The following is a 23,303-nucleotide window of genomic DNA, read 5'->3' on the forward strand; positions in this document are numbered from 1 at the left end:
GACCCGGGGGACAGGAGGAAGAGATGACCACCATTCGCGAGGCCACCTACGACCTCTTGCGCCGGCACGGGCTGACCACGATTTTCGGCAACCCGGGCTCCAACGAACTGCCGTTCCTGGCCGGCATGCCGGAGGACTTCCGCTACATCCTGGGCCTGCACGAGGGCGTGGTGGCGGGCATGGCCGACGGCTATGCGCAGGCAACGCGCCGGCCCGCGCTGGTGAACCTGCATGCGGCGTCGGGGACGGGCAATGCCATGGGCGCGCTGACCAACGCCTGGTACGCGCACACGCCGCTGGTAATTACCGCCGGTCAGCAGGTCCGCTCCACCATCGGCCAGGAGGTGATGCTCTCCAATGTGGACGCCGTGTCCCTGCCGCGCCCGCTGGTGAAGTTCAGCGCGGAACCGGCGTCGGCGCGCGACGTCGTCAGGACCATGGGGCAGGCGATCCATACCGCTGTGCTGGAGCCGGCCGGACCGGTGTATGTGTCCATTCCCTACGACGACTGGGCGCAGGACACCGGGGCGGAAGAGGAACATCTGGGGGAGCGCACGGTCGAGACGGCGGGGGAGTTGTCCGACGGCCAGCTCGCGGACCTCGTGGCTGCACTGGATGCCGCTGCCAATCCCGTGCTGGTGCTGGGGCCCGACGTCGATTCCGCGCGGGGCAACGACGACGCCGTCCGGCTGGCGGAGAGGCTGGGTGCTCCGGTGTGGGTGGCGCCCTCGGCGTCGCGGTGCCCTTTCCCGACTTCGCATGCCGCCTTCCGCGGCGTGCTGCCCGCCAGCGTTGCCGGGATCACCGGGCTGCTCTCCGGGCACGACCTGATCCTGGTGGTGGGGGCTCCGGTGTTCCGCTACCACCAGTACGAACCGGGGGAGTACCTGCCGGACGGTACTGAGCTGCTGCAGATCACCTGCGATCCGAGTGAAGCTGCCCGCGCACCGATGGGGCGGGCGGTGGTCGCCTCGATCGGTCCGGCGTTGCGACAGCTTGCCGACGCCGTGGCGCCCCGAGGAATCTTGATGCAGCCCCGCCCGGCGGCTCCTGCTGTGTCCCACCAGACTGACGCCGGCGGCCGGTTGGCACCGGAGGCGGTCTTCGACGTCGTGAACGAGCTGGCGCCGGAAGATGCCATCTATGTCAACGAAGCCACTGCGACGGTGACCGCGTTCTGGGACCGGATCCAGATGCGCCATCCCGGCAGCTATTACTTTCCGGCCTCCGGCGGGCTCGGTTTCGGCATGCCCGCCGCCGTGGGCGTCCAGCTGGCCGAGCCCGGGCGCCGCGTGATTGCGTTCATCGGCGACGGTTCGGCGAACTACGGCATCACGGCCCTGTGGACTGCCGCCCAGCATGGGATCCCCGTTGTGTTCATCATCCTGAACAACGGCACATATGGTGCCCTGCGCGGTTTTGCTGCCAAGCTCGACGCCTTGGACGCTCCCGGGCTGGACGTCCCCGGCATCGACTTCGTTTCGCTTGCCACCGGCTACGGCGTGGACGCGGAGCTGGCTGAGTCGGAGGGCGAGCTTCGCGACCAGGTGGCAAAGGCACTCGCATCCGACCTGCCGGCCCTCATCGAAGTCCGCGTCAGTACGGTGTCCCCGTTTTAACCGGCGGACTCGAAGTCGGAATACTGCTGGGGAGAGGCCGTCCCATGGTTGCCTCGGCGAGTTGCGGCAGAGCCTATACAGCTGTGCCCGGCGGGCGTAGCGTCCATCAGCGTGAGTGAAATTCCGCTGCCGCTGCGTCTGGCTAGGGCCGTGGGCGCCAGCCCGGTCTCGGAACGCGTTGCCGCCGCGCAGGAGTTCCTCTACAAACCGGTGCTCGAGTGGGCGCGGAAAAGCCCGTTCCATACCGGCGTCCTGGGTCACTCGATCCATCCGCCGCTCACCGATCTGACGCTTGGCTGCTGGGGCAGCGCGTCCATCCTCGATCTGGCCGGCGGAGTCCAGTCACGGCACGGTGCCACCGTCCTGCTGGGCGCGGGGCTGGCCGCGGCGGTACCCACCGCTATCGCCGGTGCGAGCGACTGGGCGGGAATGACCGGCGACGCGCGTCGGATCGGCGCGGTTCACGCGCTCGGTACGGATGTGGCGGTGTTTGCCAACGCCGGATCCCTCATCGCCAGGACACGGGGGTGGCACGGGCTGGGTGTGGCCCTGGCCCTTGCGGGCAATGCGGTTCTGACGGGTTCCGGCTTCTTGGGCGGGCACCTCGCGCTCAACCGTGGAACGGCTCGCCGGGAACCGGCTGAGGCTTAACGGTTTTTGGGCGGGGCCGCGTCCTCAAGCGAGGGAACCCAGGAACGCCGTCGTGTCCGCCGCGACCTGTTGCGGGCATTCCCACAAAACCAGGTGCGCGGCGTCGGGATAGATCTTCAGTTCCGCGCCCTCAATGCGGGTGGCCAGGGTGTCTTGGTCCGCGCGGGGCAGCAGCTCGTCCTGTCCACCCCACAGGATTAGCGTCGGAACCTCGATGGTTCCCGTTTCGGTGGGCGGCACGGCCGTGTACAGGCCGCGCAGGCTCAGCTTCCACGCGTGGGCGGGCATCTTGACGCCGTCGCGCACCCGGTCCTCGATGAACCACGGGGGAACCTCTTGGATTAACGGAAACCAGCCGAGGAAACCGCGCACCCAGTCTTCGCCGACGGGATCTGTCAGGCCGTCGACGTCGTCGGCGAACCCGGGCCGGCCCTGCAGGGTCAAGGGGGCGCCCACCAGCACGAGTGCCGCCACCCGGTCGGGGTGATCGACGGCCAGCTGCTGGGCCACATAGCCGCCGCTGGATGAGCCAAGGACCGACGCCGTAGAAACCCCGAGGGCGTCCAGAACTGCGGCGGCATCCGCTGCCTGTTCCGCCAGCGAGTACCCGTCCTGCGGTTTGTCCGCATCGCCCTGGCCGCGGAGGTCCGGGGCATAGACCCGGAAGTCGGCCAGCCCGGGCAGCAGCCGGTCGAAGCTCCGGCGGGATTCGGCCCATGCGTGCAGCAGCAGTAGCGGTGGTGCATCCGCGTCGCCTCGGACCAGGCACGGCACCGTGATGCCGGTGTGGAGCGGGAGATTCCGGACTTCGGATTCCATGGTTCAGGGTACGCCGCACCTTAGTGCGGGTTCGAGAGGCACGAGGGTCCCGGTGCCAAGGAAAGCTCACCGCCATGCCACTGCCCTGCCCAAGCACACTGAGCTCGATAGGTCTAAGAATTGACAACAATCCTCCCCGCGGATGCGCCAAAGTCGAAGTGGGCGGCCTGCTCGGGACTTGTGTCGCTCACAGACCCACAGACAGACCGCGAACTCTGCCGACAGCAGGGTTGTATCCAGCTAATCCTAAGCCGTGCTTAGAAGCCCAACATCGTCGAGCCTGGTCGCCCATGTCGACCAGGCTCGACGATGTCAAACCCCCTTAGACTGCAGATAGTATGCCGAGAGACCAGCAGCCAGACTAATCAGCGGGTGTCGAGCCACTGTTTGCCCAGCCAGCTTGGAGGTCTGTCCGTGGGGATGCTTCCGTTCTCTCCGGGAGTTGTTTACGGACGTTCATAATCTCGCCCCTGCCCTCCATCTGGAGGGTCCCATTGGGGGATGAGACGCAGAAAAGAGCAGAACATAGAACCAGCTGCGCTTGTCGTGACTGCTCTACTAGCTCACCAGGTCCCAGAGAACATCACCGGATTGCTTCTGTTTCTCGACGATTAGATTCATGCGTTTCGTGTGTTTCCGTTGTGGCGAGTAAACCCATCCAGAGTCACCTTTTCGTTTGGTCACAATCCCTTCTCGTAACATGAACGCGATAGCCTCTTCTGCAGCCCCAGAATCCCAATAGGCCTCAGCCCCACGCAAGAGAGCTTCCTCCTTTCTTCCGGACCCCCGCTGGAAGAACAGCTTCTTGAGGAGTGCGAGTAGTGTCTTCTGAGAGTTGCTCAGATTGAGTCCACTGATGCTCGCTGTAGTTAGGGCATATCGATAGTCACTCACTACACAATTGTGACCGAACATTTCCGGAAGCTCATTTCTGGCGCTTACCCCGTCGACCACCTCGATAATACAATCGTCGATGAATACTTCGTTAAACGCCGAATCCTCAATGACCAACAAACGGAAGTCAATATTGAGCAAGGTTAGGCGGGAAACAGTAGAACTTGAGAAATTAAGCTCAACGATAGAAGCGTCATCAACTATCAAATTCTCGAAGTCGCATACGTTGTGTGCCAGAACCTTCGCAGCAACGTAATCAGCAGCGATTTGATGGTTGCCGTAGTTTGTACACTGTTTCAAGTACTTGAGGGCAGAGTTGTCGCTCGGGACCTTATGGGCCAGTGTTCGAAGACCGAAGTCATTGAGGGGCTGACGCCACCTCTGTGCTAGAACATCCTTATCTGCCGTAGATATAGCTATATGAGTAGCCAAGCCTCTTAGCCCATTCTTGGCGTACTCATCGATGAAGATTCGGTCTGATCCGCCTGAGCCAACTCGTCCTAAATATGGCAAACGCTGGAGCAAAACGGCAGACTCGTCGATGGGTGTTGTACCAGTTACTTGGTAGAAAGCGTTATTAATCTGTTCAGGCGTTAGAGACTCAGCAGAGTCCGTCTGAAGTCGAGATTCTTGCGCTAGATGTAGTAGAATGCGCTTGATAGTTTCTGAATCGAGCGCAGCATGTATGCGAGTTTCCCTCTTACATATTGCGTCGAGTACACTTTCGAAGAATTCAACCTCGCCATTTGCCTGGTCGTCCAGCAGCTTCAAGTCGGCTACGTCGAGTTTCGCCAAAAGCTGGCACACCAGCGGTTTACGGGGAAGCCAATCAGGCAACGTTGCGTTACTGGAGGTGCGGGACAGGTATGCCTTGGCTTCCTCCCGTGTAAATTCTTCGGGGCAACGAAGTATGGTGCAAGTATTTGAATTCAAGCCCAAGCACATGAGCATTTCTACTTCCGAAGAAAAGTAGTGTTCGCGACCTGTGATGAGAAGGCCTGCGCCGCTCAGATTCTCGATGAGATCTCGAACCCCCTGCAGACTCGCGCGGCGTATATATTCAAGGCGCGATGCTTCGCCCGACCAGGACTGGGACCCAATTTCATCAAAGCCATCTAGCAAAACAGGGTGGTTCCCAGATCTGACGCTCTTGAGGACGCTCCCCGCATATTCTTCCATGCCGAGGTCCTCCAAGTGGCCCCGGACAATACCGCTCATCTTCTTGATACCCCAGTTATCACGAAGATTGATGGCCATTGGTGAAAAGAGTTCATCGGCTAAGGAAAGCTGGTGGAATGTCTCTTGAACGCAACGAGATTTGCCAGTCCCAAACTCTCCTAGTAAAACGATTTGACGGCCTGATGCTACGGCTTTGGTTATATCGCTTACGGAGTACTTTTTGCCTTTGTTGTCCACGTATGATATCGGAGTATAGGCGCTATCGTCAGGGGTGCCGGAGTCGGGGATTACAGCGCTGCCGAACGGTTGTTTCGGCCTCTCGTTCAAATATTGTTTCGAACCTAGATAGGTATTCGAAAAGCTCTCGAGAGTATGATGTTTGACTCTTGATGCAGCTGCAGTTACGTGTAATGAAGGATGGCCGCTACTTTCTGTTACAAAGTAGCATTCGGCATAAATGCCCTCACCCAGGAGGACTTGCTTAACGTTGACCAGCTTCGCGAGGTCGGTACGGAGCTTTGCCAGTGTACTGCTCTTGGAAACTTCGATAAGGACCCAATGGTCTTCTCTGAGTTCAATAACACCATCGATCTGGACGCCGTGTACCAGTTGGCTCCTGCAGGGCAGCGACCACTTTGCTTCCGCGATGGAGCGGACTTTCTCTTCCAGCTGACTCCAGTTAATTTTTGAACCCCCGTGCTTTCACTGCCGCATTTCGGCATATTGGGTTGAAGACTACTCGAGGTTGTCTGAGGTGGGAGGGATATGCGCGAAGTTCCCGCAGGGAGGAAGTTGATGTTCAGCGGTTGTATTGCCCGTCATGATGGCTCGAAGGGGCTCGGTTGGGGACCGGGAAGATCGATGCCGGGTTTTGTTATCCCACGGATCGTCGCCTCATAAGGCGGCACCACCCCGTCACACCACGCCCCACGATTCCGCCCCACCGGGCGCCACAGCGTACCCTTGGCACTGTGAAAACCTTCGAAGACCTCTTTGCCGAGCTGAGCCAGAAAGTTCAGGACCGCCCCGCCGGGTCACGCACCGTGGCCGAATTCGAGTCGGGCGTGCATGGCATCGGTAAGAAGGTTGTTGAGGAGGCCGCCGAAGTGTGGATGGCCGCCGAATACGAATCCGATGCCGAATGCGCCGAAGAAATCTCCCAGCTGCTCTACCACCTCCAGGTCCTCATGCTCGCCAAAGGCCTGAGCCTGCAGGACGTCTACAAGCATCTCTAGCCACGCGCCTCTCAGCGTGTGGCCCGCCGGTTGAACTACTCCCTGCGCAGTAACAAACCCGCAGCAACAAACTTCCAGCGAAAGATGCTTCCCATGCTCCGTGTAGCCGTACCCAACAAGGGTGCCCTGTCCGAATCCGCCTCCGCCATGCTCAACGAGGCGGGCTACCGCCAGCGCCGCGACACCCGCGAACTGGTCATGGTGGACCCCGACAACGACGTCGAATTCTTCTTCCTCCGGCCCCGCGACATCGCCGTGTACGTGGGTGCCGGAACGCTCGACGTCGGCCTCACCGGCCGCGACCTGTTCCTGGACGCCCAGGTGGACGCCGAGGAACTTCTGAGCCTCGGCTTCGGCGCCTCCACCTTCCGCTTCGCCGGCCCGGTGGGGGACTTCACTTCCATCGACCAGCTTGAAGGCAAGCGCCTGGCCACCAGCTACGACGGCCTGCTGCGCTCCTACCTGACCGAACGCGGCATCAACGCCTCCGTGGTCCGGCTCGACGGCGCCGTGGAATCCTCCGTACGCCTCGGCGTCGCGGACGCGATTGCCGACGTCGTTGAAACCGGCACCACCCTGCGCGCCGCAGGAATGGAAATCTTCGGCGAACCGATCCTGAAATCCGAAGCCGTGCTGATCGGCCGGCCAGGCGCCAACCCCGCCGGCGTCGACGTGCTGATCCGCCGCCTGCGCGGTGTGCTGGTGGCCCGGCAGTACGTGATGATGGACTACGACGTCCGCAAGGACCTGGTGGAGCAGGCCGCCGCCCTGACCCCGGGCCTGGAATCGCCCACCGTGTCCCCGCTGCAGAACAGCGACTGGGTGGCCGTCCGCTCCATGATTCGGAAGTCCGAAACCAACCGCATCATGGACGAGCTCTACGACATAGGCGCCCGCGCCATCCTGGTCAGCAGCATCCACGCCTGCCGGATCTAGGGGGAGAACACCATGAGTGTTGCCATCCGCGTCATTCCCTGCCTGGACGTCGACGCCGGCCGGGTGGTCAAGGGCATTAACTTCGAAGGCCTGCGCGACGCCGGGGACCCGGTGGAACTTGCGCACCGGTACGACAAGGCCGGCGCCGACGAGCTGACCTTCCTGGATGTCACCGCGTCCTCGGGCAACCGGGACACCACGTTCGACGTCGTCGCGCGCACCGCCGAAGAGGTCTTCATTCCGCTGACCGTCGGCGGGGGAGTGCGCTCCATTGCCGACGTGGACCGGCTGCTGCGCTACGGCGCGGACAAGGCCTCCATCAACACCGCCGCCGTCGCCCGCCCGGACGTGATCGACGAGATCACCCGGCACTTCGGCTCACAGGTGCTGGTGCTCTCCGTGGACGCACGCCGCACGCACGACGGCGCCACGCCGTCGGGCTTTGAAGTCACCACCCACGGCGGGCGCACGGGCACCGGGATCGACGCCGTTGCCTGGGCGAAGGAGGCCGCGGACCGCGGCGTGGGGGAGATCCTGCTGAACTCCATCGACGCCGACGGCACCCGCGAGGGTTTCGACATCGAAATGATCAAGGCCGTCCGCGCCGCCGTGGACGTGCCGCTGATCGCCTCCGGCGGGGCCGGTAAGCCCGAGCACTTCCCGGCAGCCGTGATAGCCGGGGCCGACGCCGTCCTGGCCGCCTCGGTGTTCCACTTCGGCCCGGATGACGCCATCCACCAGGTGAAGCAGGCCATCCGCGACGCCGGGTTCGACGTCCGCTAGCTGCTGCCCCTCACAGCCTCCCCGGCCACACCGGCAGGCCCGGCCGTGAGGGCGCGCTGGGCTGCGCTCGGCTAGGAACGCAGACGGATGTGGCATGCTTCCGTCTCATGACTATGCCAACACGCGTCCGACGCGCCGAAGTAAGCGATCTGCCCTTTATCCTGCGTCAAGAGCGCGAATACATGGAGACCATCGAGCCGCATGCGCTTCTGGGGTGGATGAGCGTTCTCGACCAGAACCTGGAACTCTGGATCGATTGCCTTCCCTCCACGCTCTTCTGCCTTGATGCAGAAGGTCACCCGCTCGGGTATGTGATGGGGAGCCTCGACGGCGACACCGCAACACTGGTCTCGATCAGTGTCCTCGGAAGCCATCGCCGCCAAGGACTCGGCAGGGTCCTTCTGGATGCGTTCGAGCAGAGCGCCGTTCCCAGCGGAGCCCGCGTTGTGGAACTCGGTGTTTTCCGAAGCAACCAGGCCCATCTGCTGTACCGGGCCGCGGGTTACGAAGCCACGGGTCAAGACGGTGAGTATGTGCTGTTCAGCAAGACGCTCAGCCCCGTTGCAGGGGATGACCGGGCATTGTTGGGCTGAACGCCCGGCAGGGAGGTTCCCCTGCCAAACGGTGGTTCTTCTAGGCGCGGGCCGGAACGAGGTTGGCGAAGGGCAGCCGGCCATACTGGTGGGTGAACTGCTGCTGACACTCCGCGAGAGCGGCGTTGAGCTCTTCCGGCGGCAGTTCCTTCCAGGCCACCAGAAGATCCTCTGCATCGACCAGCTGCCAGACCAGCCGGCCGTCCCAGTGGCCCGGCGGCTTCCCCCTGCCGAAGTCCACGAATTCCTTGATCTGCCGCCGCAGGCCGCGGTTGCCCTGGCTGCCGGCCCCGGCCTTGCCGAAGAAGAGGATGTCCGCCTCCGCCACCCACTCGGCGGCAAGTTCATCCCGGGATAGGGACGGCTTCTTCTTCTTGAACACCCCGGCCGTGCTCTCCTTGAGGAACCGCGGTTCAAACCCGTCGGGGCGCACGACGGCGAAGATCCCCTGGCGCTGCGGGATCCGGTTGAAGTCGAGGTTGTCGATGGGCCGGAAGCCGGTGAAGCCGTTGGCCTTGAGTGATTTCTTGTTCAACGGGAGGGGTTCCTTGCGGTGGGGCAGCCGGTTCGCATCCGGTCGACGGGTTCGGCGGACCTCCAATGATATCCGTTCGCCTTGCCGCTGGCTGAGGGCTGCGTTCAGCTTCCGCATCCGGTTGCGCGGCGGGAGACTGGAACGGTGACCAAGGAGGACCGGATGGCCAACAACATTTCCGGCAAGGTAGTCATCATCACCGGAGCATCGTCCGGGATAGGCGAAGCGACGGCAAAGCTGCTCGCCGAACGCGGAGCCAGGGTTGTGCTCGGTGCCCGGCGCGAAGACAAACTGGAACGGATTGCCACGCAGATCCGGGACGCCGGCGGGGAAGCGGTCCACCAGGTCCTCGACGTTACCGTGCAGGACTCCAACCACGCGATCGTGAGGCTGGCCCTGGAAACGTTCGACGGCGTGGACGCCATCTTCCTCAACGCCGGCCTGATGCCGAACAGCCCGCTGTCCGCGCTCAAAACCGATGAGTGGCACCGGATGGTGGACGTGAACGTCACCGGGGTGCTCAACGGCATCGCAGCCGTACTGCCCCCGTTTATTCAGCAGCGGTCCGGCCACGTGATCGCCACGTCATCAGTCGCCGGACTGAAGGCCTATCCGGGCGGTGCCGTGTACGGCGGAACCAAATGGTTCCTGCGGGACTTCATGGAAGTGCTGCGCATGGAGTCCGCCGCCGAGGGCACGAACATCCGCACCGCCACCATTTATCCGGCGGCCATCAACACTGAACTGCTGGACACTATCAGCGACCAGCACACCGCCAAGGATGCGCAGGCCCTGTACCAACGCTACGGAATTTCGCCGGAGCGGGTGGCCGACGTCGTTGCCTACGCCCTGGACCTGCCGGCGGACACCACGGTCAACGAGTTCACTGTCGGACCGGTCAACCAACCCTGGTGAGTTCGGCAATCAGTGCATGCCGGCGTCGTCGTCCGGAAGGCGCGGGAATAGACCACGCCGGATCCGGCTTGTGCTTTAAGTGCCCTACGGCACGGTTACCCCACAGCTTGGAGAAATATGACTACCGCACGCGCTTACGCAGCCACTTCCGCCACCGATCCGCTGGTTCCCACCACGATCGAACGCCGCGAGGTCGGCGCCCATGACGTCCTCATCGACATCGCCTACGCCGGTGTGTGCCACTCGGACATCCACACCGTCCGCGGCGAATGGGGGCCCATTGCGTACCCGCAGGTAGTTGGCCACGAAATCGTGGGCACCGTGGCCGAGGTCGGCTCCGACGTCACCAAGCACAAAGTCGGCGACCGGGTGGGTGTGGGCTGCATGGTCAACTCCTGCCGCGAGTGTGAGAACTGCAAGGCCGGCATGGAGAACTACTGCCTCAACGGCAACATCGGCACCTACGCCAGCAAGGACGTGGACGGCACCATCACGCAGGGCGGCTACGCCACCTCCGTAGTGGTCAACGACGACTTCGTGCTCCGCGTGCCGGAAAGCATTCCCTACGAAGCTGCCGCCCCGCTGCTGTGCGCCGGCATCACCACCTACTCACCGCTGGCCCACTGGAACGCAGGACCGGGCAAGCGCGTCGCCGTCGTCGGCATGGGCGGGCTGGGCCACATGGCCGTCAAGATCGCCGTCGCCATGGGCGCCGACGTGACCGTCCTGTCCCAGACGCTGAGCAAGCAGGAAGACGGACTCCGTTTCGGTGCGAAGGACTACTACGCCACCAGCGACGAGAGCACCTTCGAAAAGCTGGCCAACACGTTCGACCTGATCATCAACACGGTCAGCGCCCCACTCGACCTCAACCAGTACCTGGCCCTGCTGCGGCTGGACGGCACCATGGTCAGCGTGGGCGCCCCGCCCGAGCCCATGCCGATCTCCGTGTTCACCCTGATGGGCAAGCGCCGCTCCTACGCCGCCTCAAACATCGGCGGCATCAGCGAGACCCAGGAAATGCTGGACTTCTGTGCCGAACACGGCATCGCCCCCGAGGTGGAGCTGATCGAGGCCGCCGAAATCAACACCGCCTACGAGCGTGTGCTGAAGTCCGACGTGCGGTACCGCTTCGTCATTGATGCGGCGACCATCTAATCTGTTAGCCGCCAGTATGGGCACCCCGCCAAGATGGCGGGGTGCCCATACTTTTGTCCGCAGCTAGCTCTGCGCCCTTCCGGGGTTCACCACGGCCAGGCGCCGAGTGAGCTGATGCGCCTCATCGAGCAGCATCCGGCCGAGTGCCGGGACCCTGCCGGGACCGAAGCGTTGCTCGATGCCGGTGATGCTCAGCGAATACTGGGCGCGGCCGGCGCTGTCGAAGACTGCCGCCCCCATGCCGAAGCTGCCTTCGACAATGAGCCCAGGGTTCACAGCGAACCCGAGCTGCCGGGTGCGAAGCATCCGGCAGCGGATTTCGGCCTCGGAATGCCCGTTGTATCCCCGCCTCTCCATGTGGCTGTTCCGCCGGAAATACGCATCAACGTCTTCGGAGTCACTGAACGCGAGAATTGCGAGCCCCGCTGAAGCTATGCCCAATGGGAATCGCACACCCTCATATAGGACAAACGACCGTACCGGGAAGGTGCCCTCCTCGCGGAGGAGACACACAGTTTCATCCCCCCGCCGGATCGAGAAGAATGCGCTCTCGCCCGTCAGCGCCGCGAGACGCCGGACGAATGGGAGTGCGAGTTCAGTGATGTCGTGCCGCGCCGCCGCGACTGTTCCCATGACGAGGAGCTCGGTGCCCAGTACCCAGCGCGAATCGTCCTCGTCAAAGTCGACGTAACCTTCGGCCGCGAGGGAACGCAGGATCCGGTAGGCCGTTGAGCGGGTGAGCCCAACCGCAGCGGCAACAGTTCCCGTGGACAGTCCGACAGGGGAGGAGCTGAGTGCTCGGAGGATGGCGGCCACACGGGCGACCACCTGACCTCCGGGAAGGGCTTCAGGCATTGAGCCTCAATTCACTATGTGGACAGATGGACGGCACAAATTCACATGTTGCTTAATTCATTCCTTCCTGTTGATCGCAATTTCCGGCTCTGCTTAGCTCACGGGTAATCCGAGCGAAGGAAGTTCCGATGCCCAAAATGTGGACTAGCGCAACAGCGGCCCTTGAAGGTTTACTCCGTAACGGCATGACGCTGGCCGTAGGAGGTTTCGGCCTGAGTGGAATTCCGGCGGACCTCATCGAGGCGGTTCGGGACTCCGGAGTGCGCGACCTAACGGTCGTCTCGAACAATATGGGGGTAGACGGGAAAGGTCTAGGCCTTTTGTTGGAGAATGCGCAGGTTTCACGAGTCATCTCGTCTTACGTAGGTGAGAACAAGGGCTTCGCCGCGGCTTATCTGGCCGGGACGCTCGACGTCGAGTTCGTTCCCCAAGGAACGCTCGCTGAAAGGCTCCGGGCAGGCGGAGCGGGAATTCCGGGCTTCTACACTGCAACCGGCGTAGGTACGCCGGTCGCCGAGGGGAAACCCACCAGAATCCTGGATGGGAAAGAGTACCTGTTGGAGCGGGGCATAGTCGCCGATCTGTCGCTTGTGCACGCACACTGCGGCGACCTCGAGGGCAACCTGACCTACCGCAACACTGCGCGGAACTTCAATCCGCTCGTCGCGGCCGCCGGCCGGGTGACCGTAGCGGAGGTCGAAGAAGTGGTGAACCCCGGGTACCTGGACCCGAACCTGGTGGTGACCCCCGGGATTTTTGTGAAGCGGCTCGTGCGGACATCGCGGCCAAAGGAAATCGAGCAGCGGACTACGCGGCCGCGCATGCTTACGCTTAGCGACGGGAAGAAAGCATGACCTGGACAAGGAACGATATGGCGGCCATTGCCGCCCGGGGACTCCAAGACGGAGACTACGTCAATCTGGGCATCGGTATGCCCACGCTCGTGGCGAATCACCTCCCGCCGGGGTTGAAGGTGGTCCTGCACAGCGAGAACGGCCTGCTCGGTATCGGCCCGTTCCCGTTCGAAGGAGAGGAAGACGCCGACCTCATCAATGCCGGTAAGCAGACGGTCACGGCCACCCCGGGGGCAAGCTTCTTCGACTCGGCTATGTCCTTCGGGATGATCCGCGGCGGGCATATAGATACGGCCGTCCTCGGCGCCCTCCAGGTGTCGGAACAGGGGGACCTTGCCAATTGGATGGTCCCCGGGGCGATGGTGAAGGGCATGGGCGGTGCGATGGATCTTGTCGCCGGTACCCCTCGGGTCGTCGTGATTACCGACCATGTGGCGAAGGACGGCAGCCCCAAAATTGTCAGGGAGTGCACGTTACCCCTCACGGGCCGCAGATGCGTTGATGAAATCATCACCGACCTTGCGGTGTTCTCCGTGGCCGACGGCGGCCTCGAGCTCCAGGCCGTTGCACCCGGCGTGACCCTCGATGAGGTGCGGGCCAAGACCGGGGCCCGGTTCCGCATCGCCGGGACGCTGACCCGGGCGACATGTGCCGACATCAGGAGCTGAAGCCTCCGTCCACGGGAAGGACGATGCCGCTGATGTGGCTGGCCCGGTTGCTTAGGAGCCAGGCAGCGGCATCGGCCACCTCGGTGGTGGAGCCGGCCTTACGGAGGGGGGTAGCCGAGATCCGCGCCTCAACCCCGCCTGGGATGGCCTCGCGGGTCTTCTGCAGCATAGGTGTTTCAATCGGGCCGGGCGCGATGGAGTTCACGCGGATGCCTTCCGGACCGTTGTCGTGGGCTGCTGTGCGGGTGAGGCCGATGACGGCGTGCTTGGTCGCCTGATAAGCACCCATTCCGGTGCTTCCGCGGATCCCGCCGACACTGCTGACATTGACGATGGAGCCGCCGCCCGCAGCGCGCATTGCACGCACCTCCTCGCGCATACAGAGCCACACTCCCTTGACGTTGACCGCCATGATCCGGTCGAAGTCCTCTTCGCTGACCTCATGCAGCTTCCCGGATCCTGTCACGCCTGCGTTGTTGAAGGCGCCATCGAGCCGTCCAAACCGCTCCAGCGCCGTATCCACGAAGTGTGCGGCATCGGCAGCGACACTTGCGTCGCCCGTCACCCACGCCACCGGCGTACCTTCAACGGTTAGCTCGTCGGCGACTGCACGGAGGCCGGGTTCTGTCCGTGCGGCAAGCACGACGGATGCCCCGTCCCGGGCGAAAACCCGCGCTGCATCGGCTCCGATGCCCGTGCTGGCGCCAACTACGAGGATTACTTTTCCTTCGAGAAGACGTGCAGTCATCAAGTTCCTTTCGTGCCGGCTGAGGAATGCTGCGCCGTCGTTGACGCTGCATACCGGACAGTGCGCCCGGCGGCAGCTGCAGCGGCCGCTGCGGCACCGAGCATACTGGCGTCGTTGCCCATGAGCGTGAAGGAGTAACCGGCGTCGACGGCGGCCTGGACTGCTGCCGCCGTCGAGCCGCCGGCATTGCCGATGGGCACCCCAGCCGCCCTGGCATCGCGGACGGCGCCTGCAATGAGCTCCAGCACGTGCGGGGAGGACTCTGTCCCGCCCTCAACCGTCGATAAATCTGCAGCGCCAATGAGCAGGCAATCAATACCGTCCACTGCTGCGATGGCCCCGGCGGCACGGGCCGCATTCCCACTCTCGATCTGGGCGATAAGCACTACCTCTTCCTGGCCGTAGCGAACGTAGTCCGCACGGGACATGGCCCCCCAGGCTCCGGCGCGGCTCGTCGAACCGACGCCCCTGGTTCCGAGCGGGGGAAACCGGACAGCCGCCGCGGCTGCCCGCGCCTGCTCAACGGTATCGATGTGAGGCACCATGATGCCTTCAGCGCCTGCGTCGAGCAAACGCTGGACTATGCCGGCATCCAGGGAGGGAATCCGGACCAGGGGGGCCACACCGGCGAACAGGGCGGTCCCGATGTGACGATATGCCGTCTCCAGGCTCATAGCGGAATGTTCAAGGTCGATGACCACGAAATCGAAGCCTGCCAGGGCAATGAGTTCGATGCTTTCCATTGCGGGGATTTTCACCCAGGTCCCCAGTGCGGGTGCATCCGGATTCTGCAGTGCCTGCCGAAACAGGCTCCGCCGGTTCGGGGACATCATTTCGACGGGTAATCGTCGGCGTTGAGAACCCATCCGGATGCGGAGAAGTCCTCCCGGGGCGCGGAAAAGATATCTATGAGCTGTTGATGCCGGCCAACGCCCTGTGTGGTGTGGACTGTGGGCGGAGGAATGATGCAGATGGACGGGGTCTCGATCTGACGGTGCTCGTCAGGGCGCCATTGCGTCGAGTCCGGGCCCCAGGGATAGCGGATATGGTGGACGAAGCTGCCCTTGACGGCCAGGGAAATCTGTTCGAAGTCCTCATGGAAGTGCGGCGAGAGTTTGGTCCGCTCGCGCGGGGCCGGTTCCTCTGCGAGGAAGTTCACCATCAGGTTCGTCGTTCGGAAGATCCGCCCGAACCGACCGGGAATGACTGGGGTATCGGCCAGTGGGTATGTACGGAGACGGAACCCGCCCACCGGATCCGGCCACGGCTCGAGTGGGGCGGCCCGAAGATCCGGTTCGGCGTACGCAGCAGCGTTGAGCGCTCCTTCTCTCAAGTCGTCGGCTATTGCGGAGAACAAACGGATGAGGATCCCGTCGGCCATAACGGTGATGGCACTGTCTCCGGGCGGAACGACGACGAACGCTTCTTCACCTATGCTCACCGACTCACTGCCGGCAACTATGTGCAGGGGAGAACTCTCCGAGTACAGAAGGACGGCATATTCGTCGGGTTGGGCGGAGCGGGAGAATACCTCACCGGATTTCGCCTCCGTGTAGCTCAGGACGAGATTAGCGGCGCGTGCTGTCCAGGTACGGCTGCCGTGTTCGCCTATCTCGGTCGGTTCATGGGAGAGGAACTCGATCCACTGGGCCGGCTTGACAGGGGTTGAGGGGTCGATGGCTTTCTCCGGTGCGGCTGTTGCTAAGGCGGACCGGATGTCGTCTTTGGCATACATGCTCATGGGGCAATTACCTTCTCATTCCGTCGGTGACGTTCTTTTCCAATACCTTTGAGGTTCAGCATCCGGCGAACGTCATCGGGGGTCGCGATGTCTTTGCCGAGATCCTCCACTACAGTGCGGATCTTCGTGACCTGTTGGGCGTTGCTGATGGCCAGTTCGCCTTTGTTGATCCAAAGGCTGTCTTCGAGGCCGACCCGAACGTTCCCGCCAAGCCAGGCACTGTGGGTGCCGAACTGCATCTGGTTTCGTCCGGCCGCGAAGGCTGAGAAGTAGTAGTCGTCGCCGAAGAGCTTGTCCGCGATGGTGACCATATGGGTGAGGTTTTCGTGATCCGCGCCAATCCCGCCCAGGATGCCGAATACCCCTTGGATAAGGAATGGCGGCTTCACAAGGCCCATATCGGCGAAGTATGCGAGCGAGTACAGGTGGCCGATGTCGTAGCACTCGAATTCGAAGCGTGTGCCGAGGCCGTCACCGAGTGTCCGGAGGGTGTGCTCAATACGGTCGAACGAGTTGATAAAGGGATGTGAATACGTGTTGAGCACGTATTCCTTTTCCCAGTCGTGCTTCCAATCCGTGACCTTGTCCGCAATGCCTGCGTAGACAAAATTCATCGAACCCATATTCAGGGAGGCCAGCTCGGGTGCGAACCGGAGGGCACCCGCCAGCCGCTGCTCCATCGTCATGGCGGACGATCCGCCGGTGGTGATGTTGATGACGACGTCGGCCCTGTCGAGTATGGCCGGGACTATCTCCTCGTAGATTTCGGCCTCCCACGCAGGACGCCCGTCCGGGTGCCGTGCATGGAGATGGATGACCGCGGAGCCTGCGGCGGCAGCCCCGAGAGCCGAGGCCACCACCTCTTCCGCGGACAGGGGAAGGTGGGGGCTCTGTGAGGGAATGTTGACGGACCCTGTCACTGCCGTGGTGATGATGACTTTCTCGGCCTGGCGCATCAGATGGATTCTTCCAAGCCGAGCAGGAATGCCGTGTTCCTGCAGATCATCTGGCGAATGTCCTTTTCCGCCACCCCGTGGTCCAGCAGCTGCCCAATGACATGGATATAGCCGTCAACGGGCAGGGGATTCGTCTTCTGGCCCAGGTCCGAATCAATGACGGTGCGCTCGGGCCCGATCTTCTCGATCCAGTCCACCAGCCTTGAAATGGGAAACCCGGGAGCAGGAACATCCGGATGGTACATCGACAGTTCGTGCTCTACGAAGGCACCGTACTTCAGCATCTCTTCCACATCATCATCGGAAGCGTTGACGATGAAGTCGGGGTGGTGAAGCAGGAGCCGGCGGACCCCGTTCTCCTTTGCCGTTTCGAAAAGGGCTTTCATGGACGCCGCATCCAGGTGACCTCCGGTGAGCATAATGTCCGCTTCGGCGACCAGCTGGGTGACGCGAACCGTTTCCGCTGAAACGTTTCCGTCCGTATCCCAGATCGACACTTCCTGCTCTTCGAGATTGGAACCGAGGGTGGGGAACCCGTCGTCGTGGTTATGGGCCGCGATGTGCTGGGCGGCCGAGACGGTTGGACCCCACACGGCACGCCCACCCATTTGGATTGCGACCGCGACAGCCGAAGGATTGATGCCCCCGACCTCGGAGTTCAGCGCAACGCCGCCGTAGACAGGGGTTGGAGCATTGGCCAGCTGTGACTCCATGGCAAGCAGGTCCATCACCGTGTTGTGGTGGTGCGACTTGATAAGCAACGCCCTCATCCCGATGCGGGCCGCGTCGTAGGAGGCCTCCACGTGGTTGAGCCGGCGGGGGAATGGGCTTGGTCCGGAATGAACGTGAAGGTCGACAGCACCCTCGAGGACCTTCAGCAGAGCGGGGGAGGGAACGGCCGGGTCAGCGGTGTTCAACATCCGAGAACCTCCTTGTTGTTCGGATTGTGCGAATGATGTTCACCATACGAAGTAAGGGCTCGGATGTCTAGGGTTCGTTGCTATCCGTTCCTCATGTGCGGCGGCGTCTGGTTCGCAGAATGAATTTGATGCTTGCATGATGAACATTCGGTTGCTTTACTTGGCATCCATGACGCCGGACAACCTCGATGAGGAGGTGACTATGCCTGACCCGTTTGACATTCTTCCCGCTGACGGCCGTGCCGTTGGGCTGCCAGGCAGTGACCGTGGCGCGATTCAGACGATAGAACGCGCAGCCATGATTCTCGCCCTGTTCGACCAGCACACCCGTGCTCTCAGCCCCGCGCTGGTGGCCGAGCGGTTGGGACTTAACCGGACGACCGCGCACCGCTATCTGCATTCCCTTCAGGCCTCGGGGTTTCTGGGTCAGGCCTATGGCCCGGGCCCGCTGATCGACCAATTGTCGTCATTGGTATCTGCCCGTCAGCAGATACTCGCCGTCGCTCCGGCTATTCTCCGGAAGCTTTCCGATCAATCGGGCCTCACGGCCGTGCTCAGTTTCCTGGGCCGGACCGGCGCGGTGGTGAGCCACGTCGAGGAAGCAAACGCGGGGACCATCGTCCTGACCGTGCGCACGGGGACCGTGCTTGAGCTTAAAGCGGCACAATCCCGGATCCTCCTCGCCTTCCAATCCGATCCGGGCGTTATTACCCGGATGCACGCAGCCCTCTCCGGGGTGGAAGCTCACCAGGAGCAGGCCGAGCTCTCCCTGGCGCGGCGCAACCGGGTGGCCTGGGCAGACCTGGACCGCGCGGGCCTGGCTTCGGTTGCGGCACCGGTCTTCGGGAGCCGCGATATACAGGCCGCGATAGCCGTGCTCGGTACCACGGCGATGCTCTCCTCCTCCGGCCCCTCCTCGCACCGAGTCGACCTGCTTCGCGGGGCCGCCCAACAAATCAGTTCGATGGTGACTATCTGATGCCTGCCCCGACGATTCCTTATCCCGAACGGATGACTAGACAATGACCCGAGTATCACGAACAGCGCGTATGCCGCGCTCGAATTGGGTCCTTCTGGCCCCGGCTCTTGCGCTCGTCGCCGGAGTGCTCCTCCTACCTCTGGTCCAGAGCCTCTTCCGCAGCTTTGGCGCGCCCGACTTCACCCTTGCCAACTACGAAGCACTCTTCACGGACGGCGTTACGATGACCGTGCTCGGCAGGACAGCCGGGACGGCAGCCATGGTTACCGTTGTGACATTCCTCCTTGGATATCCCTACGCCTACCTCATGACCAGGGTCGGCCCGCGTTTCCGGGGAGTGCTGCTGGTAATTGTCCTTGTCCCGTTTTGGACATCCGTGATGGCCCGTAATTTCTCGTGGATTGTCCTGCTTCAGCGCGGGGGGCCGGTGCAGAACCTCTTCGACGCCCTGGGAGCCGACGACGTCGTGTTCTATGGGACCGTGGTGGGCGTCACGGTAGCCATGAGCCAGGTCCTGCTGCCGTTCATGGTGCTCCCGCTGTACAGCACCCTCGGTTCCATCGACCGCAAGTTGCTCCTGGCCGCGCAGGGCCTGGGTTCGTCTCCACTGGCGGCGTTCTGGAAGGTCTACTGGCCCCTCTCGCGCAGCGGGGTTGTTTCGGGACTGATCCTGGTCTTCACGCTAAGCCTCGGTTTCTATGTGACCCCGGCGCTCCTCGGCTCCCCGCAGCAGTCCCTCATCGCACAGCTCCTCGCTCAACGCACCACTCAGCTCCTCGACTTTGGCGGAGCCAGCGCCCTGGGGCTGCTCGTCCTGGTGGTCACGCTCGTGCTGGTCGTCTGGGCAAACCGGATCGGCGGCACGATCTCCGCGATCGGCGTCGTGGCCACCTCAAAGACAAAGGACACACCATGACCAGCCGGCAGCAGACGGAGAACGGCTACAAAAAGTCCCCTGTTCCACGCAGTAGCCGACGCCGGAACCGGGGGGTGGATCCGATACCCGTCTGGCTATGGATAGTCGGTGCCGGCGTGGCTCTCTTCCTCATCCTGCCCACCCTCGTGGTGATCCCCTCCAGCTTCTCCACGACTTCTGCCTTCAAGTTTCCCCCGGAGGGGTTCACGCTGCGGTGGTACACAAACTTCTTTACCAACCCCATCTGGCTCACATCGCTCGGCAATTCCTTTCTTGTGGCCGTTTCAGCGGCAGCCCTGGCCACAATAGTCGGCACAGCGGCTGCGGTGGGATTGAACCGGATGACCGGCAGGGCCGCATCCTTCCTTCGCACCCTCCTTATGGTGTCCATGGTGACCCCCTCGATCGTCATTGCGGTGGCCGTATACATCTCGTTCCTCAAATGGCATCTGACCGGCTCGCTACCCGGATACGTGCTGGCACATGCCGCCCTCGGTGTCCCCTTCGTGCTGGTCGCCGTCACCAGTGCACTTGGCGGTTTCGACCCACAGCTGCTGCGGGCCGCGGCCTCCCTGGGGGCCTCCCCGATACGTTCCTTTCTGACCGTCACCATGCCGCTCATCAGCCGCGGCATCCTCAGCGGTGCGGTCTTCGCTTTCGCTACGTCCTTCGACGAGGTGGTCATCGCATTGTTCCTGCGGTCGCCGACGTTCCAAACCCTGCCAGTGCAGATGTACAACAGCGTCACCTTTGAGCTCGATCCCACAATTTCCGCGGCATCGAGCCTCATCGTCGTCGCAGTTACCGTCCTTTTCCTGGTGCCGCAGCTCATGGGCAACCGCAAGAAGACCGATTAGGAGTACGCAGTGACCCTCTCAAATGAAAAATCAGTTCTCCACGGGAAGGCATCCCCGCGGACGGCCCGCCGGGGCACCCAAATCCGGTTGACCGGCGTGACAAAGGACTACGGACTGGCCGTCCCCGCCGTTGATGACATCTCCCTGACGATTGAACCGGGGGAGTTCATGACGTTCCTCGGACCAAGCGGATCCGGCAAGACCACAACGCTGAACCTCATTGCCGGTTTCGATACTTTGTCCGGCGGGACAATCGCCCTCAACGGGACGGACGTAGGTTCACTTCCACCGCATAAGCGGAATCTGGGAATGCTGTTCCAGAACTACGCACTGTTCCCCCACATGACGGTTGCCCAGAACGTCGGTTACCCGCTCCGTGAGCGGAAGATGGCGAAAACCGATATTGCGCGGCGCGTGTCCGAAGTGCTCAACCTGGTGCAGCTGCCCGGGCGCGACGGAAATTACCCGGCACAGCTATCGGGAGGGCAGCAGCAGCGCGTTGCCCTCGCCCGGGCGATTGTCTTCCAGCCCGAGGCGTTGCTTCTCGATGAACCGTTGGGAGCGCTCGACCGGAATCTTCGGGGAACCCTCCAGGAAGAGATCCGGCGAATCCACCGAGAGGTGGGTTCCACCTTCGTATTCGTGACCCATGATCAGGAAGAGGCCATGAACCTCTCCGACCGGATTGCCCTGTTCAACAACGGCCGCATTGAGCAGGTAGGCACTCCGGAACAGCTATACCGTGAGCCTGAAACACTTTTCACTGCAACGTTCCTGGGCGATTCGAACGTGTTCGATCTGGGCGACAAAGGATTCGGGACGCACGCGGGCTGGGAAGACTGCCGGTGGACCGTGGACTCCTACACCGTTGCGGGGCATCCGGGCGTCCTTTCACATGCTGCCATTGTGGTCCGTCCTGAAGACCTCTTTATCGCCCGCGATCCCGTATCCGTGCCGCCCGGCGCGAATGCTGTCTCAGCCACTATTCAAGACCTCGAATACATGGGGTCCTATCGCACCGCCCTGCTGCATCTCGGCGGAAACGGCCTTCGTGGCCGCGCGCGGATTGATGCATCCGAATCAACGTTGACTGTCGGCGACCAGGTCACCGCCTGGTGGCGCCCTGAGCGACAGCGTGTCGTTGCCGCCTAGCGGACCCCTGTCCGCACCGGTTCGTCGATCAGTTGTCCGCATGATGGGCGCCCCTGCACCCCTCTTGGATAAGTGTTTTCGGTGTCGCACTGGTTTCCCGGAGTTGCGGGTGCTACGGTCTCACTATTTTTCATCTGGTGAAACAAATATTCATATCCTGAACAATACCGGTCGCGGTTTTCGGCCACAAACCAAAGGAAAGTGACAATGATGTCCAGATCCAGATTTGTTTTCGCACCCGTCGTCAGCGTCATCGCCGTCACCGGACTTCTTGCGGGCTGCGCAAGCTCCTCAGGAGCGGCCGGCGAAGACGCAGCTGATGCACCCGTCCAGATCACCTACGTGGGTTACGGTGGCGACGGCCAGGCAGCCCAGATTGAAGCGTGGCAAAAGCCGTACACCTCCAGCCACTCCAACGTGACCTTCGTGAATACTTCCCCGCCCGATGTAGCGCAGGTGAAGGCGCAGGTGGAGGCCGGCGCCGTGCAGTGGGATGTCATGGCGGTGGCTCCGTACGCGGCGGAACAGAATTGCGGCACCCTGTTCGAGAAACTCGACCTGTCTTCCGTTGACCAGACAAACCTCGCCCCCGGAACCGTAGGGGAGTGTTACCTCGGCAACTGGATCAATGCCACGCCCATGGCCTATCGAACGGATGCTTTCCCGGCCGGCAAGGGGCCTGAAAGCATTGCCGACTTCTTCGACACAAAGGCCTTTCCGGGACAACGCGGCATGGTCACGAACCTGCAGAACGGTATCCTCGAGTACGCCCTTACGGCTGACGGGGTGAAACCCGACGCAATGTACCCGCTCGATGTGGACCGTGCATTGGAGAAGCTGGACACCATCCGGGACGTCACCACCTTCGCGCCCAACGTAGGCGCACTGCAGCAGGCCGTTAGCGCCGATCAGGTCGATATGTTCTTCCTTCCCGACTCGCGACTCGTTCCCCTCCTTAAGGAAAACGACGACATCACCATCGTCTGGGACGTCACTGTCACCTCACTGAACGCATTTGCCGTGCCGTTGGGCTCCAAGAAAAAAGCTGATGTGGAGGGCTTCCTGGCCAGCGTCGTGGAACCGGGCCCGGCTGCGCAGATTGCGGAATTGCTCGGGGTTGCACCCGTCAATACCGAGGCGGAGCCCAAACTTGATGAGTACACGTCCAAGGTTGAAGTAGGCGGAAAGGTGAACACTGGACAGACGATCCTCCAGGACGTGGATTGGTACGCCAAGAATTTCAACGAAGCATCCACCAAGGTCACTACGTGGCTGGCGGGATGAGACGGACCCCGGTTCGCTCCGGCCGGGGTTCCCTGACATGTTCTCCATTTGAACTA

Annotated in this window: 24 protein-coding genes; 15 read left to right on the top strand and 9 right to left on the bottom strand. The window is 62.4% G+C overall.

Annotation, left to right across the window (positions count from 1 at the left end):
• Window positions 1–23: 23 nt before the first annotated feature.
• Window positions 24–1,619: a benzoylformate decarboxylase gene (mdlC, locus tag QNO06_RS08130; protein ID WP_227911120.1), complete on the top strand. Its 1,596-nt coding sequence runs from the start codon at window positions 24–26 to the stop codon at window positions 1,617–1,619.
• Window positions 1,620–1,730: 111 nt separating this feature from the next.
• A complete protein-coding gene (locus tag QNO06_RS08135; RefSeq protein WP_227911121.1) occupies window positions 1,731–2,270 on the top strand; it encodes a (2Fe-2S)-binding protein in 540 nt (179 codons plus the stop codon).
• 24 nt (window positions 2,271–2,294) lie between these two features.
• Here QNO06_RS08135 and QNO06_RS08140 read toward each other — a convergent pair whose 3' ends face one another.
• Together QNO06_RS08140 and QNO06_RS08145 are read right to left on the bottom strand one after the other, a co-directional pair.
• On the bottom strand, window positions 2,295–3,089 hold the full coding sequence (locus QNO06_RS08140) for an alpha/beta fold hydrolase (RefSeq protein WP_227911122.1): 795 nt from the start codon (window positions 3,087–3,089) through the stop codon (window positions 2,295–2,297).
• 558 nt (window positions 3,090–3,647) lie between these two features.
• Window positions 3,648–5,399: an NACHT domain-containing protein gene (locus tag QNO06_RS08145; protein ID WP_227911127.1), complete on the bottom strand. Its 1,752-nt coding sequence runs from the start codon at window positions 5,397–5,399 to the stop codon at window positions 3,648–3,650.
• Between the two features lie 734 nt (window positions 5,400–6,133).
• Here QNO06_RS08145 and QNO06_RS08150 point away from each other — a divergent pair.
• From QNO06_RS08150 to QNO06_RS08165, 4 genes are all read left to right on the top strand, one after another.
• Window positions 6,134–6,397, top strand: a complete 264-nt coding sequence (locus QNO06_RS08150) for a phosphoribosyl-ATP diphosphatase (protein WP_227911128.1) — start codon at window positions 6,134–6,136, stop codon at window positions 6,395–6,397.
• Window positions 6,398–6,490: 93 nt separating this feature from the next.
• Window positions 6,491–7,333 (top strand): ATP phosphoribosyltransferase, encoded by an 843-nt coding sequence (hisG, locus tag QNO06_RS08155; RefSeq protein WP_227911129.1) that lies wholly within the window; start codon window positions 6,491–6,493, stop codon window positions 7,331–7,333.
• Between the two features lie 12 nt (window positions 7,334–7,345).
• Entirely contained in the window at window positions 7,346–8,116 is a 771-nt protein-coding gene (gene hisF, locus QNO06_RS08160) for an imidazole glycerol phosphate synthase subunit HisF (protein ID WP_227911130.1), read from the top strand.
• Window positions 8,117–8,223: 107 nt separating this feature from the next.
• Window positions 8,224–8,709, top strand: a complete 486-nt coding sequence (locus QNO06_RS08165) for a GNAT family N-acetyltransferase (protein ID WP_227911131.1) — start codon at window positions 8,224–8,226, stop codon at window positions 8,707–8,709.
• A 40-nt stretch (window positions 8,710–8,749) separates the two neighbouring features.
• On the opposite strand, the gene QNO06_RS08170 is transcribed toward QNO06_RS08165, so the two are convergent.
• Window positions 8,750–9,244, bottom strand: coding sequence for a hypothetical protein (locus tag QNO06_RS08170; RefSeq protein WP_227911132.1), 495 nt, complete (start codon window positions 9,242–9,244; stop codon window positions 8,750–8,752).
• Window positions 9,245–9,388: 144 nt separating this feature from the next.
• On the opposite strand from QNO06_RS08170, the gene QNO06_RS08175 reads away from it, so the two are divergent.
• Both QNO06_RS08175 and QNO06_RS08180 read left to right on the top strand, forming a co-directional pair.
• A complete protein-coding gene (locus QNO06_RS08175) occupies window positions 9,389–10,159 on the top strand; it encodes an SDR family oxidoreductase (protein ID WP_227911133.1) in 771 nt (256 codons plus the stop codon).
• Between the two features lie 117 nt (window positions 10,160–10,276).
• Window positions 10,277–11,317, top strand: a complete 1,041-nt coding sequence (locus QNO06_RS08180) for an NAD(P)-dependent alcohol dehydrogenase (protein WP_227911134.1) — start codon at window positions 10,277–10,279, stop codon at window positions 11,315–11,317.
• Between the two features lie 63 nt (window positions 11,318–11,380).
• Here QNO06_RS08180 and QNO06_RS08185 read toward each other — a convergent pair whose 3' ends face one another.
• Window positions 11,381–12,172 (bottom strand): IclR family transcriptional regulator, encoded by a 792-nt coding sequence (locus tag QNO06_RS08185; RefSeq protein WP_227911135.1) that lies wholly within the window; start codon window positions 12,170–12,172, stop codon window positions 11,381–11,383.
• A gap of 128 nt (window positions 12,173–12,300) precedes the next feature.
• Between QNO06_RS08185 and QNO06_RS08190 the strand changes: the two genes are divergently transcribed.
• Together QNO06_RS08190 and QNO06_RS08195 are read left to right on the top strand one after the other, a co-directional pair.
• On the top strand, window positions 12,301–13,026 hold the full coding sequence (locus QNO06_RS08190) for a CoA transferase subunit A (protein ID WP_227911136.1): 726 nt from the start codon (window positions 12,301–12,303) through the stop codon (window positions 13,024–13,026).
• On the top strand, window positions 13,023–13,694 hold the full coding sequence (locus QNO06_RS08195) for a CoA transferase subunit B (RefSeq protein WP_227911137.1): 672 nt from the start codon (window positions 13,023–13,025) through the stop codon (window positions 13,692–13,694). The genes QNO06_RS08190 and QNO06_RS08195 overlap by 4 nt, the downstream gene beginning before the upstream one ends.
• On the opposite strand, the gene QNO06_RS08200 is transcribed toward QNO06_RS08195, so the two are convergent.
• Genes QNO06_RS08200 through QNO06_RS08220 form a run of 5 tightly spaced genes read right to left on the bottom strand, consistent with a single transcriptional unit; the run spans window position 13,684 to window position 18,059 of the window.
• A complete protein-coding gene (locus tag QNO06_RS08200) occupies window positions 13,684–14,442 on the bottom strand; it encodes an SDR family NAD(P)-dependent oxidoreductase (protein WP_227911138.1) in 759 nt (252 codons plus the stop codon). The two genes, QNO06_RS08195 and QNO06_RS08200, sit on opposite strands and share 11 nt — an antisense overlap.
• Entirely contained in the window at window positions 14,442–15,308 is an 867-nt protein-coding gene (locus tag QNO06_RS08205; RefSeq protein ID WP_331461465.1) for an HpcH/HpaI aldolase family protein, read from the bottom strand. Before QNO06_RS08205 ends, QNO06_RS08200 begins: the two co-directional genes overlap by 1 nt.
• Window positions 15,272–16,183, bottom strand: coding sequence for a cupin domain-containing protein (locus QNO06_RS08210; RefSeq protein WP_227911139.1), 912 nt, complete (start codon window positions 16,181–16,183; stop codon window positions 15,272–15,274). The genes QNO06_RS08205 and QNO06_RS08210 overlap by 37 nt, the downstream gene beginning before the upstream one ends.
• The gene (gene kce, locus QNO06_RS08215) at window positions 16,180–17,139 is read right to left on the bottom strand and encodes a 3,5-dioxohexanoate:acetyl-CoA acetone transferase (protein ID WP_227911140.1); all 960 of its coding nucleotides are present in this window, start codon (window positions 17,137–17,139) and stop codon (window positions 16,180–16,182) included. Before kce ends, QNO06_RS08210 begins: the two co-directional genes overlap by 4 nt.
• A complete protein-coding gene (locus QNO06_RS08220) occupies window positions 17,139–18,059 on the bottom strand; it encodes a DUF6282 family protein (RefSeq protein WP_227911141.1) in 921 nt (306 codons plus the stop codon). The genes kce and QNO06_RS08220 overlap by 1 nt, the downstream gene beginning before the upstream one ends.
• Before the next feature lie 136 nt (window positions 18,060–18,195).
• Between QNO06_RS08220 and QNO06_RS08225 the strand changes: the two genes are divergently transcribed.
• The 5 genes from QNO06_RS08225 to QNO06_RS08245 all read left to right on the top strand — a co-directional run bounded on the left by QNO06_RS08225 (window position 18,196) and on the right by QNO06_RS08245 (window position 23,247).
• The gene (locus QNO06_RS08225; protein WP_227911142.1) at window positions 18,196–19,038 is read left to right on the top strand and encodes an IclR family transcriptional regulator; all 843 of its coding nucleotides are present in this window, start codon (window positions 18,196–18,198) and stop codon (window positions 19,036–19,038) included.
• Between the two features lie 70 nt (window positions 19,039–19,108).
• Window positions 19,109–19,954, top strand: coding sequence for an ABC transporter permease (locus tag QNO06_RS08230; protein ID WP_227911143.1), 846 nt, complete (start codon window positions 19,109–19,111; stop codon window positions 19,952–19,954).
• A 74-nt stretch (window positions 19,955–20,028) separates the two neighbouring features.
• Entirely contained in the window at window positions 20,029–20,811 is a 783-nt protein-coding gene (locus tag QNO06_RS08235; protein ID WP_227911144.1) for an ABC transporter permease, read from the top strand.
• Between the two features lie 96 nt (window positions 20,812–20,907).
• Complete coding sequence (locus tag QNO06_RS08240) at window positions 20,908–21,963, top strand: ABC transporter ATP-binding protein (RefSeq protein WP_284163064.1); 1,056 nt, start codon at window positions 20,908–20,910, stop codon at window positions 21,961–21,963.
• A 210-nt stretch (window positions 21,964–22,173) separates the two neighbouring features.
• Window positions 22,174–23,247: an extracellular solute-binding protein gene (locus QNO06_RS08245; RefSeq protein ID WP_227911146.1), complete on the top strand. Its 1,074-nt coding sequence runs from the start codon at window positions 22,174–22,176 to the stop codon at window positions 23,245–23,247.
• Window positions 23,248–23,303: the final 56 nt, after the last annotated feature.

Origin of the sequence: Arthrobacter sp. zg-Y20 (assembly GCF_030142075.1) — a bacterium.
Taxonomy (GTDB): domain Bacteria; phylum Actinomycetota; class Actinomycetes; order Actinomycetales; family Micrococcaceae; genus Arthrobacter_B.

Excerpts from the sequence above, each read along its gene's own strand:
- hisF (WP_227911130.1), top strand. The coding sequence starts at position 7,346 with ATGAGTGTTGCCATCCGCGTCATTCCCTGCCTGGACGTCGACGCCGGC.
- QNO06_RS08220 (WP_227911141.1), bottom strand. The coding sequence starts at position 18,059 with ATGTTGAACACCGCTGACCCGGCCGTTCCCTCCCCCGCTCTGCTGAAG.
- QNO06_RS08210 (WP_227911139.1), bottom strand. The coding sequence starts at position 16,183 with ATGAGCATGTATGCCAAAGACGACATCCGGTCCGCCTTAGCAACAGCC.
- kce (WP_227911140.1), bottom strand. The coding sequence starts at position 17,139 with ATGCGCCAGGCCGAGAAAGTCATCATCACCACGGCAGTGACAGGGTCC.
- QNO06_RS08140 (WP_227911122.1), bottom strand. The coding sequence starts at position 3,089 with ATGGAATCCGAAGTCCGGAATCTCCCGCTCCACACCGGCATCACGGTG.
- QNO06_RS08245 (WP_227911146.1), top strand. The coding sequence starts at position 22,174 with ATGTCCAGATCCAGATTTGTTTTCGCACCCGTCGTCAGCGTCATCGCC.
- QNO06_RS08185 (WP_227911135.1), bottom strand. The coding sequence starts at position 12,172 with ATGCCTGAAGCCCTTCCCGGAGGTCAGGTGGTCGCCCGTGTGGCCGCC.
- QNO06_RS08180 (WP_227911134.1), top strand. The coding sequence starts at position 10,277 with ATGACTACCGCACGCGCTTACGCAGCCACTTCCGCCACCGATCCGCTG.
- mdlC (WP_227911120.1), top strand. The coding sequence starts at position 24 with ATGACCACCATTCGCGAGGCCACCTACGACCTCTTGCGCCGGCACGGG.
- QNO06_RS08225 (WP_227911142.1), top strand. The coding sequence starts at position 18,196 with ATGATGAACATTCGGTTGCTTTACTTGGCATCCATGACGCCGGACAAC.
- hisG (WP_227911129.1), top strand. The coding sequence starts at position 6,491 with ATGCTCCGTGTAGCCGTACCCAACAAGGGTGCCCTGTCCGAATCCGCC.
- QNO06_RS08200 (WP_227911138.1), bottom strand. The coding sequence starts at position 14,442 with ATGACTGCACGTCTTCTCGAAGGAAAAGTAATCCTCGTAGTTGGCGCC.
- QNO06_RS08195 (WP_227911137.1), top strand. The coding sequence starts at position 13,023 with ATGACCTGGACAAGGAACGATATGGCGGCCATTGCCGCCCGGGGACTC.
- QNO06_RS08165 (WP_227911131.1), top strand. The coding sequence starts at position 8,224 with ATGACTATGCCAACACGCGTCCGACGCGCCGAAGTAAGCGATCTGCCC.
- QNO06_RS08190 (WP_227911136.1), top strand. The coding sequence starts at position 12,301 with ATGCCCAAAATGTGGACTAGCGCAACAGCGGCCCTTGAAGGTTTACTC.
- QNO06_RS08205 (WP_331461465.1), bottom strand. The coding sequence starts at position 15,308 with ATGGGTTCTCAACGCCGACGATTACCCGTCGAAATGATGTCCCCGAAC.
- QNO06_RS08230 (WP_227911143.1), top strand. The coding sequence starts at position 19,109 with ATGCCGCGCTCGAATTGGGTCCTTCTGGCCCCGGCTCTTGCGCTCGTC.